This is a genomic window from Sporosarcina sp. ANT_H38 (assembly GCF_008369195.1).
Lineage (GTDB): Bacteria > Bacillota > Bacilli > Bacillales_A > Planococcaceae > Sporosarcina.
The window spans coordinates 48,524-65,139 of record NZ_VOBC01000006.1 but is presented as its reverse complement, the minus strand read 5'-3'; the positions used below and the strand labels follow the sequence as shown (position 1 = coordinate 65,139).

20 protein-coding genes are annotated in these 16,616 nt (G+C 37.9%); 4 read left to right on the top strand and 16 right to left on the bottom strand.

Translation table 11 applies throughout. The features are described from left to right. Nucleotides 1-238: 238 nt before the first annotated feature. The 11 genes from FQ087_RS21065 to FQ087_RS21030 all read right to left on the bottom strand — a co-directional run bounded on the left by FQ087_RS21065 (nucleotide 239) and on the right by FQ087_RS21030 (nucleotide 10,734). Nucleotides 239-2,980 carry a UvrD-helicase domain-containing protein gene (locus FQ087_RS21065; RefSeq protein WP_188006853.1) on the bottom strand — a complete coding sequence of 914 codons (2,742 nt, stop codon included), beginning with the start codon at nucleotides 2,978-2,980 and terminating at the stop codon, nucleotides 239-241. 389 nt (nucleotides 2,981-3,369) lie between these two features. Next, the gene (locus tag FQ087_RS22675) at nucleotides 3,370-3,546 is read right to left on the bottom strand and encodes a hypothetical protein (protein WP_188006852.1); all 177 of its coding nucleotides are present in this window, start codon (nucleotides 3,544-3,546) and stop codon (nucleotides 3,370-3,372) included. Between the two features lie 16 nt (nucleotides 3,547-3,562). Beyond that, nucleotides 3,563-3,712: a hypothetical protein gene (locus FQ087_RS22670; protein WP_188006859.1), complete on the bottom strand. Its 150-nt coding sequence runs from the start codon at nucleotides 3,710-3,712 to the stop codon at nucleotides 3,563-3,565. Between the two features lie 1,085 nt (nucleotides 3,713-4,797). Next, entirely contained in the window at nucleotides 4,798-4,944 is a 147-nt protein-coding gene (locus FQ087_RS22665; RefSeq protein WP_188006851.1) for a hypothetical protein, read from the bottom strand. A gap of 76 nt (nucleotides 4,945-5,020) precedes the next feature. After that, nucleotides 5,021-5,431 carry a hypothetical protein gene (locus tag FQ087_RS21060; RefSeq protein ID WP_149582565.1) on the bottom strand — a complete coding sequence of 137 codons (411 nt, stop codon included), beginning with the start codon at nucleotides 5,429-5,431 and terminating at the stop codon, nucleotides 5,021-5,023. A 50-nt stretch (nucleotides 5,432-5,481) separates the two neighbouring features. Next, a complete protein-coding gene (locus tag FQ087_RS21055; RefSeq protein WP_149582564.1) occupies nucleotides 5,482-6,042 on the bottom strand; it encodes a recombinase family protein in 561 nt (186 codons plus the stop codon). 304 nt (nucleotides 6,043-6,346) lie between these two features. Then, nucleotides 6,347-6,856 (bottom strand): helix-turn-helix domain-containing protein, encoded by a 510-nt coding sequence (locus FQ087_RS21050; RefSeq protein ID WP_255452489.1) that lies wholly within the window; start codon nucleotides 6,854-6,856, stop codon nucleotides 6,347-6,349. A gap of 158 nt (nucleotides 6,857-7,014) precedes the next feature. Then, a complete protein-coding gene (locus tag FQ087_RS21045; protein ID WP_149582563.1) occupies nucleotides 7,015-7,416 on the bottom strand; it encodes a hypothetical protein in 402 nt (133 codons plus the stop codon). Further along, on the bottom strand, nucleotides 7,413-9,191 hold the full coding sequence (locus FQ087_RS21040; RefSeq protein ID WP_149582562.1) for a YfjI family protein: 1,779 nt from the start codon (nucleotides 9,189-9,191) through the stop codon (nucleotides 7,413-7,415). Before FQ087_RS21040 ends, FQ087_RS21045 begins: the two co-directional genes overlap by 4 nt. Further along, nucleotides 9,179-10,048 carry a bifunctional DNA primase/polymerase gene (locus FQ087_RS21035; protein ID WP_223145622.1) on the bottom strand — a complete coding sequence of 290 codons (870 nt, stop codon included), beginning with the start codon at nucleotides 10,046-10,048 and terminating at the stop codon, nucleotides 9,179-9,181. The genes FQ087_RS21040 and FQ087_RS21035 overlap by 13 nt, the downstream gene beginning before the upstream one ends. A 374-nt stretch (nucleotides 10,049-10,422) precedes the next feature. Then, nucleotides 10,423-10,734: a helix-turn-helix domain-containing protein gene (locus tag FQ087_RS21030; protein ID WP_188006850.1), complete on the bottom strand. Its 312-nt coding sequence runs from the start codon at nucleotides 10,732-10,734 to the stop codon at nucleotides 10,423-10,425. A 163-nt stretch (nucleotides 10,735-10,897) separates the two neighbouring features. Between FQ087_RS21030 and FQ087_RS21025 the strand changes: the two genes are divergently transcribed. Together FQ087_RS21025 and FQ087_RS21020 are read left to right on the top strand one after the other, a co-directional pair. Then, entirely contained in the window at nucleotides 10,898-11,623 is a 726-nt protein-coding gene (locus tag FQ087_RS21025) for a helix-turn-helix domain-containing protein (protein WP_149582560.1), read from the top strand. A gap of 11 nt (nucleotides 11,624-11,634) precedes the next feature. After that, on the top strand, nucleotides 11,635-12,792 hold the full coding sequence (locus tag FQ087_RS21020; protein WP_149582559.1) for a site-specific integrase: 1,158 nt from the start codon (nucleotides 11,635-11,637) through the stop codon (nucleotides 12,790-12,792). A 272-nt stretch (nucleotides 12,793-13,064) separates the two neighbouring features. Here the strand turns inward: FQ087_RS21020 and FQ087_RS21015 are convergent, their stop codons facing one another. Genes FQ087_RS21015 through FQ087_RS21005 form a run of 3 tightly spaced genes read right to left on the bottom strand, consistent with a single transcriptional unit; the run spans nucleotide 13,065 to nucleotide 13,929 of the window. Beyond that, nucleotides 13,065-13,328: a YolD-like family protein gene (locus FQ087_RS21015; protein ID WP_188006849.1), complete on the bottom strand. Its 264-nt coding sequence runs from the start codon at nucleotides 13,326-13,328 to the stop codon at nucleotides 13,065-13,067. A gap of 5 nt (nucleotides 13,329-13,333) precedes the next feature. Further along, nucleotides 13,334-13,708, bottom strand: a complete 375-nt coding sequence (locus FQ087_RS21010) for a YhjD family protein (RefSeq protein WP_149582557.1) — start codon at nucleotides 13,706-13,708, stop codon at nucleotides 13,334-13,336. Next, nucleotides 13,708-13,929, bottom strand: a complete 222-nt coding sequence (locus FQ087_RS21005) for a transcriptional regulator (protein WP_149582556.1) — start codon at nucleotides 13,927-13,929, stop codon at nucleotides 13,708-13,710. Before FQ087_RS21005 ends, FQ087_RS21010 begins: the two co-directional genes overlap by 1 nt. Nucleotides 13,930-14,042: 113 nt before the next feature. On the opposite strand from FQ087_RS21005, the gene ku reads away from it, so the two are divergent. Further along, a complete protein-coding gene (gene ku, locus FQ087_RS21000) occupies nucleotides 14,043-14,810 on the top strand; it encodes a non-homologous end joining protein Ku (protein ID WP_149582555.1) in 768 nt (255 codons plus the stop codon). Beyond that, entirely contained in the window at nucleotides 14,807-15,574 is a 768-nt protein-coding gene (locus FQ087_RS20995; protein ID WP_149582554.1) for an ATP-dependent DNA ligase, read from the top strand. Before ku ends, FQ087_RS20995 begins: the two co-directional genes overlap by 4 nt. 53 nt (nucleotides 15,575-15,627) lie before the next feature. Here the strand turns inward: FQ087_RS20995 and FQ087_RS20990 are convergent, their stop codons facing one another. Next, the gene (locus FQ087_RS20990; protein ID WP_149582553.1) at nucleotides 15,628-16,365 is read right to left on the bottom strand and encodes an N-acetylmuramoyl-L-alanine amidase family protein; all 738 of its coding nucleotides are present in this window, start codon (nucleotides 16,363-16,365) and stop codon (nucleotides 15,628-15,630) included. Beyond that, nucleotides 16,358-16,615, bottom strand: a complete 258-nt coding sequence (locus FQ087_RS20985) for a phage holin (protein WP_149582552.1) — start codon at nucleotides 16,613-16,615, stop codon at nucleotides 16,358-16,360. The genes FQ087_RS20990 and FQ087_RS20985 overlap by 8 nt, the downstream gene beginning before the upstream one ends. Nucleotide 16,616 lies beyond the last annotated feature (1 nt).

The window sequence follows — 16,616 nt, the reverse complement described above, 5'->3', positions numbered from 1 at the left end:
AAATACTTCAACGTGACCTGTATACAGTTGAACTAACCTGCGCCGTTAGTTGAATAACAGCATTTATTCCACAGTACCAAAATCACCCAATTAGGATGCATTCAAAAATACCTAATAAAAGGTGTTGCTACTACACTTATGGTCAGACTCTGACATAAAAAAGCCAACAGTTTCTGTTGGCTTCACCCTTTTTATAGGTAACAGCTAACCAGAAAATAGGACCTCCGTGAAGTAAAGTTCAAAAAATTGCTTTTACTGTCGTTCTTTTCGTTTTCTTTACTTCTCTAATATCAAAGGAGTTCCTACAACTCGGATAATTTGTACATCCATAAAACTCTCCGTATGGTCCTTTTCTTTTAACCATATAGCCTCCACAGGAGGTGCATTTGATTGGATTGCTTAAGATGCTAACATCCTTTAATGTACTGTCGCAACGTGGGAAATTAGAGCAACCCAGGAACCGAGTTCGATCGGTGCTGTTTTCACGTATGACTAATCTACCGGATTGGCAATGAGGACAATTAGGATTTTCCCGCATTGATTCCTCATTCGTAACAATATTAAATAATATTTGATGTTCTCTGATTAATTCTTCTACAAAGGCTGAAGTTTTCTTGTCAGGAGCTATTAGATAAATATTGTTTTTGGTACGGGTAAGAGCAACATAAAATAGGCGTCGCTCTTCAGCGTAACTAAACTGATCAGCATCCGTTAAAACAATTGACAAAATTGGATCATCCGAGATTTTATTGGGGAAGCCAATTAAATGATTGTTAAGATTGATTAAGATAACGTTTTCTGCTTCTAACCCCTTTGAACGGTGCACGGTAGAATAACTAATTTTTAGATTAGGATATTTTCGATAAGCAAGCCCTGTAACAAGTTTTTCAGTGCCATATCTTAGCTTAAATATCTTTGGAATATTGTCGATGAACAGGAACTCCATATCAAAATTGTTACGGCCAATAATCATAATGTCTGTATCTTCACCAAAGCTTTCCACAATCTCTTCGATAGCTAAAGTTAATGCTTTAATGGAATCATTACTGTACCCGAAAATCTTAACTGGTAGTTGCATACGCTTATCTGATTTCAAATCCTTTACCAGTTGTCTGTTGTTTTTCATAATAAACTTTCCGGCCAAGTCTATAAGTTCTTGCGAGTTTCTATAGGTTTGTTCAATTCTTAGCAACTTGGTATGCCCAAAGTATTTCTCGAAGTTGATGAATAGCTGCAGGTCACTTCCGGCAAACCGGTAAATTGATTGCCAATCATCTCCTACACATAATACTTTAGAGTTCGTTTTTTCTTTAATGGCTTTGATCAAACGATATCTGCTCATCGATATATCTTGATACTCATCAATGATAATGTATTTATATTTAAAGAGCTCACCTTCATAATTCATTACTATATTGGTTGCATCGTTAATCATGTCATTGAAATCAATTGCTTCATTCATTAACAAATGATACTCATAATGCATATAGATTGGTTCTACGATTGATAGAAATAATTTAGATCGTTCCTTAAGCAGGGGATCCTTTTCCACCTGAAGCTGATCAATAAAATCTCCAAATTTTGTTTCATCAAATCCAGAGGACTTGAATAAAGAAATGAATGTTCCAATTAACTTCTTGAACTCCTTGAACTGCCTTTCTTCTTCCCGTTCAATAAATAATTTCCTATAAAGTTCAGACATATCTACTTGTTTGAAGGTAACTCCATTCTCCCTCAATATATCGCCCAACTTTTCTACTAACATTCCCGATCTGTTGAAGTAGGAGTAAGTTTCTAATAAAGTAGTGCCGTTTACTTTATGCCATTCGCGTTTCCACTTCATGCTTTCTATATATTTCTTAGCTTCAATAGGTGTTAACCAGGGGACTCTTTCGTCTTCAGTGATACCGAAATGTTCCAAATAGAGATCGTACTCAGGTAGATAGAAATCTGGGCGATATTGTTTTTTATACTTGTTCGGTGATGTAAAGGGGTATGGTCTTTCATACTCATACTCAATGCCATTAAGGAAAAGGAAATTGGCAATCATCACTTCTTCAATACTCCTGACCTGCTCCATCTTCAGTGTTCTTTTTTCTTTTCGATCTTCCTTTTGAAAAGAGATTATTTTCGAACGCAAAGTCTCCAAGTCAACAGTCGACTGATCTTCATGGTATTCTCCTAAATCACCAAATCCCTCTATGTCCTTCGGTATAACTAAGTAATAGCCATAGAAGTGCAACACCTTACTTAGTAGCTCCTGATCTTTCAATACATTTCTGCTAAAATATATATTTATGACTTGAGTAAGGTCATCCATTATTTCAGGGCGATACCCTTCATTGGATGTAATGATGTTTAGTCCTAATTTATGAAAAGTATTTGCTTCAATCGGTATTTTTAATTTATTCTTAATCCTCTCTGTCATTTCTAATGCTGATTTTTTGGTAAAGGAAAGCAATAGAATCTCATCGGGTTGAACTCCAAGCTGTTCTACCAAATATTTCACTTTCGCCGAGATGGTCAATGTTTTTCCGCTTCCAGCACCAGCAAGAACAAGGGTGTTATCTTCGTTTACGATTACAGCTTCTCGTTGTTGTAAGTCGAGAGCTTTTCCATCAATGTCATTTAATAAAGACTGTGTCCTTTCCAACTCCTCATCTATAAAGAGTTGATTCGATTTTTCTCTCCATTTTTCTAAGTCTTTATAGACATTCAAAAAAACAGAAAATATTGATTCTTGCCGTAACCTTTTAGGAAACTGCTCTACAATCTTGTAAAGTTGCTCATAATCAGGCCTCAGGACTTCCAATTCGGAAAAGGAAATGTAGTATTTTGATAAAGCAATTAGTCTACTATCTAATGCATTGACTTCTGGAAGATAAGTTGATTTTTGAAACTCATGCTTCTTTTTATTGTTGGTGTTTACCAAAAATAGAACAATCGAAAAAATGATAATACCAGTTATTAATATTTCCATAAAATCCTCAATTCTGTATATTTTCTGATAATATAATTGTACTGTTTTTACTCCCTTTTTACAATACATGTGAATCTTGTAATCCTTGCTTCTTTCAATCTTTTCGTGACGTCATGATCTTCGGGGGAAGGCGTCGGATTATATCAATAGTAATGTGTCAAAAACATAATAAACTCAAACCTTTCACTTTAACTACATGTATTTAACGCATTTTATTCAAAGAATGGGGCAGATTTGTAAATGAAAAATGAACAGTATTGTTGATTATTCATAAATAAAGAAAAGGACCTAAATTCATGGTCCTGTTTGTGGTGTTCTTGTTTCACCAACGCACCGGTTAGTTGAAGAAGCACCTTCTCTTTTATTACACATTATGGTCGAACTGTTCATTAATCTTCTTCTATAACTTCAAAGTCTTTCATCCTAACACCCTGCACTTCTACAATTTCTTTAAAGTCGGCTTCATCATTAATTTTCTCTAGCGCTTCGTCACTGTTGACTGCTTCAACCCACTGTTCGTAGGTTGTTTCTTCAACGTGTGTGTATCTAACTAAAAATCTAGCCATAAAAATCACTCCTTTATTATTCTTCTTCTTTTTCAATATCTAAATCTAGGTACTCTGTTTCAAACACTGACTCGCATACTGGATTCAAACACACCCATTGAGTTAAACCCTTCTCTACTAGTGACTCCGTGTCGCAATCAGGACACATTCTATCGCCATCATACATTTTCCCATCCTCCTTATTACACCTTATGTGTCTACGATGTCACACCACTTTTTTTATTTATGACTATCCTAATTAATTGAAAGATGTTACAATTATGACACTTCTTCTTTTGGCAGATTCGTATACGAGTCCTGGGTTAACACAGGACTCGTATTCGCCGGAAAGAAGAAGGAGGTGGTCAGATGGAGTTCCACTTTAAATTCTCCGATAAGACTGTAAAAGTACTAGCTGCACTTACTACAGCAATACTAGCTTTCTTCCTGTAATTTAGGGAGGAGGCTTTTATTTAAAGATGTTTTAGGGGGCTCATGAGCCTGGCATGCCCTTTAGCAGCGTTATTAGCATTGCTTATAACATTACAGTTACTTTTAAAAGCAAAATCAAAGGTGGTGGTTAGTATGACAAATAACAGTACTAAAAGTTTTGTGTTTGAGTGTTTGGCTGATGTTTCAGGTCATATGGCCTCTGTTTGTGGCTCTGCTTTAGTAACGGCTGCTATGGCCCCCTAAGCCATCTTTTGTATTTACGCCTTACCTATGTTAATTGGGATGTTTATTTTCTAGAATATTCACCCATACTATGACACAATACGACTGTAATAAAGACTGCTGATTAAGTTATAATCAGTGGTCTTTTTTGTGTTGTTTTCTTCTTTTTGTGATAACATTCCACACATTGCGTGGTTGTCACTTGTTCTTCTGATTCTCCCAACCTTTTTTCACAAGTCATGCACTTGATTATATAAGTCATTTTCAGTCCTCCTTTGCCTTATGGGTCAAATACGACATAAAACTTCTCCTTCTCTTATTCAACTAATCTGCCAGTTAGTTGAATAAGAAAAGTGCGAATCCGTCTAGCTCCGCTTATAAAGGGCGTATATGGTTGTTTCGTAGTTCGGGCATGGTTCGACGTAATAATAAAATTTTTAATTTGGGATAGCGAAGGGCGAGTAAAACGAATTTTCTTCTCATTGCGCAACTTTTACCGCCTCCCCTTGCTCCGCCATAGGCAATATGACCTACTTTAGCTAGGAAGAACTGTTCTTGTTTGGGTTGTGGAGAACCGTGTAGTTTTAGGTTTGCCATTCAGACACCCATTTCCGGTTTATTCCAATGCGCATTTGGGGTGTAATTTTTTAAAATTTTCCGGATGAGGTGGTATATATAAAAAGGTCGATTCGAAACGACGTTCGACTTTTCTTGTCCACCTCCATTAAAACCCGTGTTGGTCATGTTCCTGCTCCCTCTGTTCGTATGAATCGTGTACACATTGAGAGAATGAGTCATTGAGGTGTGGCTTAAACACCCATTACAGCTCATCATTCATGTACTTACCATTGAGGAAGTAGATAGGATTGATGTAGTAGCGCTTCGCTCCCCTCATCATCATACCTGTATCTGTCATGCGCTTAATGAATCGCTTTGCCTGTGATTCACCCACACCAATGGCCTCACCTATCTTTACAGCATCCATTGAGTTAATATCCTTATTGCCTTTGTATCCTAGATAGTTAGCTTTCGGCTGTAGATATTTAGACAGCTTCATCATCCTGCCAAGATCCGCGTCTGTTGCGTCCTTGGGGTACACCACATCTACACTGCTCATGATTGTCTTGCCATTATAGTAAGTTGCATATCCTCGGCTGTTATCCAAGCGTCCTGCAAACCTCGTTGTACGGCTATCACTGTCATTGTTGTAAATGGATTCCTTTTTAATCATAAAGAGACCTTCACTCTATAATGTCACTCATAGAGTGGAGGTGCTTGTGGTCATTCTGCTGCTCTTGCCTTTCTCGCTGCTCTCACTAATGTACTTTTGGATATCCCCGTCATTTCCTCAACCATCGTGTAAGAATGGTCATTGAGCATTGCAAGCGCATGGTCAATCTGCTTCTTTGAAAACTTGGGAGGTCTGCCGGCTACATAATCATCTCGCAGCATTGCAATTGCTTTTCCTTCTGCCATACGTTCAATTATCATGCTTCTTTCGAGTTCAGCGACCGCCAGGAGAGTTTGAAGGAAGAATCGACCTGTTGGGGTGTCTTCCAATAATCCAAGATTGAGTATGTGAACTTTTATGCCTTTTTCGAATAGCTCCCGGATCACTTTGATTCCTTCTTCAGTGTTTCTTGCTAATCGGTCAAGTTTAGTTGCAACAAGTGTATCTCCCTTTTCCAAGTGGGCTAACAATTCAGTAAACTCCGGACGGTTCGTTTTTGCTCCCGTATACTTCTCCCGGAAGATTCTTTCGCACCCTTCCGCTTCCAATGTAACTAACTGGACCTCTAACTCCTGGACCGCCGTTGATACCCTCGCATAACCGTATTTCATTAACTTTTCTCCCCTTTGCTTTTGATTATGATATATGACACCTCATAACCCTAATATATGCGGCAAATCAGGAACGTAGCCATAAATGTGCAGTTATGGTCATCGAATTCTTTTTTCATCGAATAAGTTGCACAAGGGAAACAGGCGCATATTGACAACAAAAAAGGGGGTCGTTTTGTCGTGGATATGCGCCTAATGCAAAACGGCTGTTAGCGTTGTACCTATGCGGCTAGTCGGACATTTTTTAGGACATATCACGGGCATTACTATAGTATAAGTACATAAACCTCGCCGTGCCGATACATTACTCCGACCATTTCTCTTGTTCTCCAAGCTCTATTCTTATTGTGCCTGAATGTTCATTCGCAATATCAACTTTATCGCGCCATTCCTCGGGTCTTCTATTTTTCATCCAAAATATTTGAGCTGCCGTGTTCGGTGCTTCCGTCTTTACCACCCTCTTTACCACTACCAGGTTCCCATATTCATCCGGCTCCAATACATCCTCTTCATATTGGTATCCCATTGCCCTCTTTAGCAACGAATTCTCCACCTGTTCATCCATTACTTTTCGTCCCCGTCTTATGACTTCGGCTAATTCGGGAAATTTGTTCATCCAATCGTAAAGCGTTGAGTGGTTTATCCCAATGTTGTGGGCAATTTGTTTACCAATCAAACCTTCTTCTGCCCAATTCTCCACTTTTGCTAACCCTTCTTCAGTTATCCATTCAGTGTATAGTGGCTTTCGACCAACCTTATTCATTCCCCGTTTCTTAATAACTTTTCGTGGTCCCTTTTCTAACTTTTCGGCCATGTGTAATCACTCCTCAATAATGTATTATCTTTAACTGAACTGAATTACCTTGGCAGATAATTATTTACAGCTTGCGATTATTGGAAAATGACTTTATATTGTCGGAACCTTATTTTCGATCAGAACCTAGTAGATTCCACCTAGATACTTCCCCCTGTTCACTTCTTGTTGCTTGTTATGAAGTTTTTATAACCGACAAACTCATTAAATACATACTCGAATGTGTTTCCTTTTGCGATGACTTTATGACTTGTTGCGGTTCTCACACCTGGTTTGTACGTTTCTCTGGTAGCAATCCATTCACCATCAACGTATTCAACATAAGCGAAGGTAAAGCGGCTAACCGTCCAGGTATACAGCGTTCCAGGTATGCCAATTAGTATGCAGTTCTCTATTGCAAGAAGATCCCTATTCAATGCTTTAATTAGTTCATTTTTGTTGGCAGTTATTTCATTCTTCAAGTTTGCAGGAAGCTGGGCGATGTTTTCAACTCGTATTCCATCGCCCTCAAGTGATAAAGAATTTCCTTCACGCTCGCATCTTGAAAGTAGTTCAATCATAGAAGCCCCGAACCATCTTCATTGATTGTTATACCCTGGGAAAGTGTACTCACTGTACTCATGACATCCTCCCCCTTACTCCCATCTATGTTTGTAGTGAGTTCCCTTGCGTACTCACTTGTCCTCACTGTACTCATGTTGTTCTCATCCTCTTTAGATTCCGTACTTGTTGTGTCCGTGTCGAGTACATTGAGTACGCTTGAGTTTTCACCCGAACTCTTCTCAAACCCTTTACGCTTATGACTTTTTGGTGTGTTGAGTACGTTGAGTACTCTTTTCTCGGTGTTTAGAAATGATGGATTTATTTTGATTATTTTCTTCTTTTCATCCAACACTTTTAAGTAATTCATTTCCTCGAGTTGATTCAATCCTTTTTTCAATTCAACTAATTCAAGCTTTCTTCTGACAGATTGTTGTAATTCCCGATAACTAAATGATTCAATACCCTCAAACTTGTCCGAGATCCGTTCCAATAGATACATGCAATTTTTTTCGCCATCTGTGGACTTCATCACTCCATACGCTTCTTTTGTATGTGCTATAAAGTAATCTCTTAGACTTTTAGCTGCGAGATAAGTTTCCTCACTGACTACTGTTGTTGCGGTGGATATATGGTCTATGTGCTTCGCTATGTGTAATAGACCAGCAATCCGATTGATTCCACCTCCCAACTTAGAACCCCATTCAGTCATGATTCCACCTAACTTGCCATCATCACGAAGCATGACTTCGATTTCCGTACGGTTCTCAATTTCCAACCTTTGGGCTGATTCTGAAAGCGTCAATACAATTGCATTTGATGGATCAAACTCCAATAACTGTTTCAAATTGCTTATATACTGCGTTCTTAACTCTTCTGGAATGGTTTCTGTTTCAATATCTCTATAACCTACCCAGGACTGTGGGAATGAATAGAAAAATCTTTGAAGAAGTCCTCTGTCTTGAAAGTTCTTTGGAAGATTTCTCATAGATTCTGGCTGAACGAATAACCCGATTGTTAATTTAGGATTGTCCAAATATATGGACTCTCTCCCCATACGGTCTATTGTTACCGAGTCCCCCGAATACGCTTCCAGATATAAGTTCATTGAAGCATCCACCGAGTTCCCATCATACCTACCTGCTATGCTATTCAAAGCACCAGCGCCCTCTGCTGACAGAATGGACATAGCTTCTTTATTCCCGCTCATTAATAGACCTAACTTCTCAACCGTTACATCATTTGTGCTTAACCTGGGCGGCTGCATTATTTCAGTTGATTCTATTTCATATTGAAGTAGCTCAATACTTTTAAGAGTCTCCTCCTTGTTGTCGCTCGCATAGTCTTTTTCAAGTTTCCTCAATCTAGCTTCCTTCGCTTTTTTTCCAGCCGCTTGGGTGCTTATCTCGAATTTCAATCTTTCACTTTCATCTCTCTCGAAAAGTGTGATTGGTTCTTGAAACGCTTTAAACACACCACTTTTTCTTGAGCCTGGTGGCAAAGCCAATATAGAATAAGTATTTAGAGATTCCTTCCAATCGCTATTAATCTGTAAAATCGCCTTAGTTTGTGATATAGTTGATAGAATGGATATAGCCGCAAAGCATGATGCATCTACTGGAGTTTGTGTTGTTTCCGCAACTGCTTCTATATATTTACTTAGCCAATCGGGAAAGACGCTGGGATCAAACACTGGAAGCGTTCTATTATCGAACGGTATAGGCTGTCCCCATTCCGGGACGGCTTCTTTTTTTTGTTCGCTTTGTTGACTTATCAATTTCCCTATATTGTCCATTGTCCTTTTCCCTCCCTTCGTTTGTATTCCTTACCAGCTATTGAGTTAATAATCGTATATAGTTCGCCATCGTCTAGTGGTGGATTGTTGCGTTCACTGTTCCATAAAGTCATTATTTCCATAATGATGAAAGGATCTACAAATCTGCGGAACAGATGCCCTGCTAGTTGTGTAGCTGCGTTATTCCGCCCTCCATCATTAACTCCACTTATAAGGTTCTGCCAATAATATGACTCCACCTTAACTTGTGGCGTGCCTTGTGGAGTTATAACCGCATCCAGTAACCATTGCGGTGATTCTGCTATTTCGGTTTCAATCGGTCTGCTTGAAAGTTCCCATTGATATTGATTTCCACTGGTATGGTTTGATGGACTAGCTACGATATATCCACCATCACCCCGAATATCAATCGATGGAAATAGATCCGTTTTACACCCAACGCCCTCCTGATAGTTAAATAAATAGTGTGAGCCACCGCTTCCTGTTATGGCCTGGACCGTATCCGGCAATACTCCAAAATGGCTAGTCAATCGTTCCAGCGACTCTTCGCCTTCCTTACCATCCACATCTAAAGCAAAAAAACCGCTTACTTGCCCTGTCACAATCCCGATATTGCTATCTGGATAGCGGGTAAACCACTTATTTATGATACTTAGGTCTGTTGTACCCGATTTCATACCATCATTCGTTCTTGGATGCTTGCCTGGCGATGAACATTGTCTACCGCAAGTACATTCACCATTTACTATCGAATGAACTGGAAACACTGACCATGATAGTAGTACCGCATAAGCTTTTGCAGCACGCAAAACGGGATTTTCCACCTTCATATTTTCAGACAAAATCATTTTACTCATTTCCCCAAATCCTTTCCATTTGTTTCTGCATTTGAAGCGTAGTAGCCTCAAGCGGCAGACTTTTTTACTAAATTAGCAACATCAACTTTATTAGCCATTTCATATCTACAAAGTGAAAATGACGACATATACGGGTAATTACATCTTCCTAAAATCATTCATTACACTCCCTACACAGGTAGGACTTGGCCGCACTTAGCACGGCAGATCTTGACGCATACTTTTATAAAAAGTATTTTGCGTTTAAGCGTTAGCATGATTTTAAGTGGTTGTATCTATGTGATACACACCTAAAACTTTTGACGTTACGCGATAACATAACTCATTTAGTACCGATAAATGTAGTTTGACTTGATTAATTAAGGTAATTAATATTAACGTCCAAGCTTGTGACGTTTCATCGCATGTATATCTCCCCCAACCGCTCTGACTTCTTCCAGATACTTTTCCATAAAAACAGCAACTTCTTTACTCGGAAATAGCCACTTGCTACCCAATCGAATCTTTGGGAAATCATCTCGCCATAATAGAAATTCACGTATCGAAACATTGCTCATGTTCAGGTATTTAACAAGATCATTAAATGTCATGAACATACTGTCTTTTTCTACTGATTTCAAATATTCATCAACTTTTTCCTTGTAAATCTGTTCAAGCAAGCCTTCATTCAACTGCAAACTAATCATGTTTATGCCACCTTTCATTTATTAGTAATTAAATTACTATAATTAAAATCTAGCATATAAATAATATCTTTGCAACAAAAAGATATAAAAGTTAAAAATATATCTTATTTCGATATTTTGTTATATAATAAGCTATAGACATTAAATCTAGGAGTTGAACAATATGAACACAGAGCTTATTGAAAACAATTTAGGCATTTACTTAAGAAAGCGTAGAAAAGAAATGGGAATGACTATACAGGAAGCTGCTGACCAAATAGGAGTAACACAAGGGTACGTATCCAATGTTGAGAATGGAAAAAGGAACCCATCAACTCAATTCATAACAAAAATAGCAGAGTTATATGCCGAACCACATATCGAATTACTGAAACGAATTGACAAGCCTACGCAATCCATGATGAAAACAATTGAACTTTATGCTGTTCTAGGAACAGATCTTCCAGGCCCCTTCATACTAAGTGAAATAAGAATCTTTTCAATGAAAACCAGATTAGAAATTGAAATTGAATCAGGCATCTCACCAATGAAACAAAGAATGATTGAAAACCAAGGAATAAACGATATTGAATTATTTAATAAGTATGGGCAAGCATTGGGTTTAAATAATTTGTATGACTATATTTACAAAAGAACTAAAATTCCATATGCAAATTGGTGGGGAGTTGATGTAATTAATGAAATCAGTGAAAAAGATTATACTAATGAATACTACACAAAGGATATAGTTTTCAAGAAATCACTAGAAACGTTTGAAAAGAATAATGTTGCCTTGGACAAAGTGCTAAAGGACACGGAGTATTTATATTTCAACGATAAGTTATTGACTGATGCTCAACGGGGGAAGATAAGCCGTATATTAGAAACTCTATTCGAAGACGATATGTGAGGTGTATTGGAATGGCTTATATTCGAAAAAGAAACGGTAAATGGAGTTTTACGGTGAACGCACGGGACCCAATTAGTGGAGATCGCAAGCAAATTACAAGATCAACTTTTTCATCTAAAAAACAAGCACAACTAGCAGCATCTCAAATGGAGAAAGATATTGCAGATGGTAACCTAATAAATGAATCCAGAATAACTTTTGGTGACTTTATAAATGATTGGCTTCTGCATTACGAGAAACAAGCCAAAGTAAGTAGTGTTCGTGCTCGTCGAATTGCGGCTAAACATTTAATCGAGGTATGGAATAATCGTCGTATGTCCTCCATTACTAGAAAAATGTATCAGGATCGCCTGGATGAATTAAGCGCAAAGTATAGTCCCAATTATTTAGACAGCATTCATAGTACAGGTAATATGATTTTTAACTATGCACACTCTTTAGAACTAATTAAATCTAACCCTACCCATCACTTTAAAATGCCAAAAAAGAAAATGGAAGTTGCAGATATTGAAGCAGAAAGTATAGAAGAAGTCTTTCTAGAAAAGGAAGAGCTATCACACTTTTTAAAAGTGACTGCTGAGAAGGGATTGGAGAGCGACATGTTGATATTCACCACTTTAGCTTATACTGGGCTTAGGATCGGTGAATTGGTTGCGTTGAAGTGGAGTGATATCGATATGAATAAAAAAAGTTTACGCGTTACAAAAACCTATTACAACCCGAAGAACAATAAGAAAGAATATACACTCCTTTCTCCAAAAACTAAAGGGTCCATTCGGACAATCATTATTGATGACCTGATCATTTCCTTATTAAAAAAGCACAAAGTAAAACAAAATGAGCATATTTTAAAAAATCGTGTTATTTATAAAGATGAAAATTTCATCTTTGCGGGTGCAGAAGGGTTTCCAATGGTAATAAAACTTGTTACAACAAGATTGCAACGCTTATTATCCAAAACTGACATTACAAAGCATTTTACCCTTCATGGTTTTCGCCATACACATACTTCACTATTAATTGAAGCTGGAGTAGGTGTGAAAGAAATTCAACAACGCCTAGGGCATACCGATATTAATACCACAATGAACATCTATGCACACATGACAAAAAACATGGAAGAAAAGGCCTCCCAACAGTTTAGCAAACTGATGAAAGACCTTCTTTAAAATTAGTCTTATGCATTTTTTTATATATTGAAGTGGTCAAAAAGTGGTCAAGCGTTATAACGATGCTCTTAAAACCCTTATTTATCAATGATTCTTTCTCGTTATTACATCATGCCGCCCATAAGTTACTAGGTATTTCAGGGTTTTTCTGCGCTTCACACTATAATAGAAGGAACACGTTTAAAATGACTTAACACAGGTTTGCCTATCCCCCGCTTTACACCACTTCATTTATTAGTTATTTTTCTTGTTATCTTTTAAAAAATAACATCTCATTTCACGCTCACAATATTATTCATGTTGATTTTTATGCTTTCGTAACCTACTTGCATCGTCAGTTTACCTTGTTGACCATCTATTTCTGTAACGATCCCCGTAACTGACTCATAACGCTTTTGAGCATATATTGTAACTACTACCTCTACATTGAATTCCTTTGATTCCCCGATTCTTTCGCCAATTTCAAGAAAGTCAGTTTCTGTTAGTTTCGGTCCTGCCACTACCTTTGATTTTGGTGGTTTTGGGATTGCTGTCATTTTCATCATCCTTTCAGACTTGGGTTTTCTATTTTAGCAAAGTACACATTTATCAGTTCTTCTGTCCGATTACGCAGCCGCACGTTTAAGTAACGCCTTATGTCTTCATATCCATTATGGATAAGTACATACTCAGTGAATGTGCCGTCTTTCCCCTTTTTAATTAACTTCATGTTATGGCTTCGTGCATAAGTATTCGTTTCTTTTAAATCAGACCGGACGGTCTTTAGTGCTCTTTCCACAATATTGATATATGGCCCCTTCAATTTGAACGGGCTAATTTCAATCGTTTCCCTGTCTCTCTCCAAAATCTGAATGATCATTGGTAAATAAATCATTTTCTCGAAATGTGGGTGCGCCTCAGATGGGATTAACGGCATTAGATTACCCTGCTTTCTTTCGTAACGATGGGAACGAGTGCGAGTATGTTATCAATTGTAAAAGTACGTTTGGATTTACGTAAGAAACAGTATGCACGGAATGATACCTCGCCAACCTGCAGTACATTGATTCTTCGCTTGCTGATTTGACCGTCTTTTGCGAGATACATCATATCCAATGATTCACTATACTTTATTGACTTAACTAATTGATTACGCACACTCGTTCCCCCTTTTTTAATAGTATATCGAACGATTGTTCTTATTGCAACCGGAACATTCAGGATGTATTGTAATTATTTTTAATGGTGATAATAACCATGAGGTGATTTATATGCACACAGTGTGGAAAGGTGCTATATCGTTTGGGCTTGTGACAATTCCCGTAAAGCTACATGCAGCCACGGAAGACAAAGGAATTAAGCTAAGACAGATTCATGATAAATGTAAGATGCCAATTAAACAGGAAAAGGTTTGTCCTGTATGTAATGAGAATGTGGATTCTAAGTCGCTTGTAAAGGGTTATGAGTATGCGACAGACAGGTTCGCTGTCATTACGGATGCCGAATTAGATGGTTTGAACAGTGACATCGGTGAAAAAGCTGTGGACATTGTGGAATTCGTTAAATTGAAAGAAATTGATCCTGTCTACTTTGACAAGACGTACTATTTAGCAGCAGATACAAATGGCTCTAAAGCGTATGCACTACTACGTGAAGCCCTTGCGAAGTCTAAGAAGATTGGCATTGCTAAGATAACTATTCGCTCTAAGGAACGTCTTGCAGCAGTTCGTGTTCTCAATGACCATTTAGTTTTAGAAACATTACACTTTCCGGATGAGGTTAGGTCTACTGTTGACTTACCGAAAATAACTGACGCAAAACTAACAGCTAAAGAAAAAGAAATTGCCTTATCTCTAATTGAACAATTAACGGCCGAATTTGATCCTACTAAGTATCAAGATGAATATCGTGTTCGCTTAGAAAAGTTAATTAAGAGTAAAATACCAAAGAATGCAGAACAACCATCGAATGTTATTAATTTAATGGACGCTATGGAGAAAAGTATTGCATCAATCAAAGAGCAAAAGAAACGGGCATGAAGCTAATCAAACCTATGCTTCTTGAATATCAAGAGGAAGTTAGTTCAGAGGATGGTTGGATATATGAGCCGAAGTTTGATGGTATTCGATTATTAACTGGTAACGACTATTCTTATACTCGTCATGGCACCATAACCACTAGTCGATTTCCTGAGCTCTTTTTCGGAGGTAATGACACACTACTTGACGGAGAGTTAATCGCCCTAGGAACAGAGTCTCCTGACAATTTCACAGGAGCTATGTCACGATTCAGTGGCAATATGGAGCAGCCCATTCAGTATATGGCGTTTGATATTATTTCGCATAAAAATAAATCGGTGGAGTATTATCCATTAGAAGAGCGAAAAGCATTGTTAACTGAAGTATTGTCAGAAATTGATTCACTCTACATCAATTTAATGCCATATGTATATACAGATGGAGAATCATTATTTGAGATAATGAAGGAAAATAAGATGGAAGGTATTGTTGCTAAAAGGCTAAACACACCTTATCTAAGAGGTACTCGGTCAGATAATTGGAGGAAGATAATAAATTGGAGTTATCATGATGTGATTGTCTCGAAGGTTACGCATGGACCGCTTACTGTACAGTTGCAGAGTATAGAGGGAATCTATTTAGGGAGCGTTGTTATTGGATTCACTAAGGAGATAAGGCAGTTGTTAAAATTAATGACTCCCCCTTTTCCCGCTACTGTTAAATCACGAGGTTGGACGAGCGGTGGTAAATTGAGGTTGCCGCAAATTGTTGAGATTAAATATTAAAGCGGCCTTCCACAATCTAATCTGTGGAGGACCGCTTTTCACTTTAGTCTTATTTATTTCTTGCGCTGATCAACAATAACTTTAAGTGCAATCGCATCATCAAGCGAGAGTTTGTCCGCTTTAAAGGCCGTTAACCATTTGTCAGCGATTGTACCGTCTTTTATGGCACCTGTTAAGAATTGCTCATAAGCCGTTTTAAGTGTTGCTGAACTTGGTTGGAACATTCGTACTTCCTCCTCTTTTGGTGGTGTAGTTGGCTTACTTGATCCTGCATAATTAACAATTCCGTTGGCTGTTAACTGTGCCAACATCTCTACTTCGTTAATTAAGATTCTTTCATCACTATCATTGGAGATAAAGGCATACTCAATTAACACCGCTGGCATTTTCGTGTCACGCAATACTGCATAGTCAGCACGTTTCTTACCTCTATCACGAATACCGATTCCCTGAATAATTGCATCATGTACAGCATTTTGAAATTCAATTGTTTTACTCTGTACAGGTCCATTATGAATAAACGTTTCAAAGCCTGTGGCGCTCGATGTAGCTGCGTTATTGTGCAGACTAACAAAGTAATCCGCGCCCCAGTTATTAGCCTGTTTCGCACGTTCTGATAGAGGTATAAAGACATCTGTAGAACGGGTCAGGCTTACGGTATGGCCATGGTTTTCGAGTAATGTTTTTAATCTTATAGCGACTTTTAGTACATTATCTTTTTCTTTTGAGTCCTTGCCTAAGGCACCTGGATCGTGAGCGCCATGTCCTGGGTCTATCTTGATTTTAGCCATATTTCTTCAACCCCCGTTGTTTCAACATTCTTTCCTGTGATTTCGCCTTTTTCGTAACCAAATATTGATTCTTCCAGATTCCATATCCCACTAAAATTAATGGTACGAATGTCAACAACATGCCAACGAAGGCGTTAATTGAGCCATCATTAAAATGTACCAACTCAACTCCTAAGGCTTGCAAAAATAAAAGGATGCCCCCAAGAGCACCCCCGATAAATCCAATATATTGTTTTAGTTTATCGCCCAAT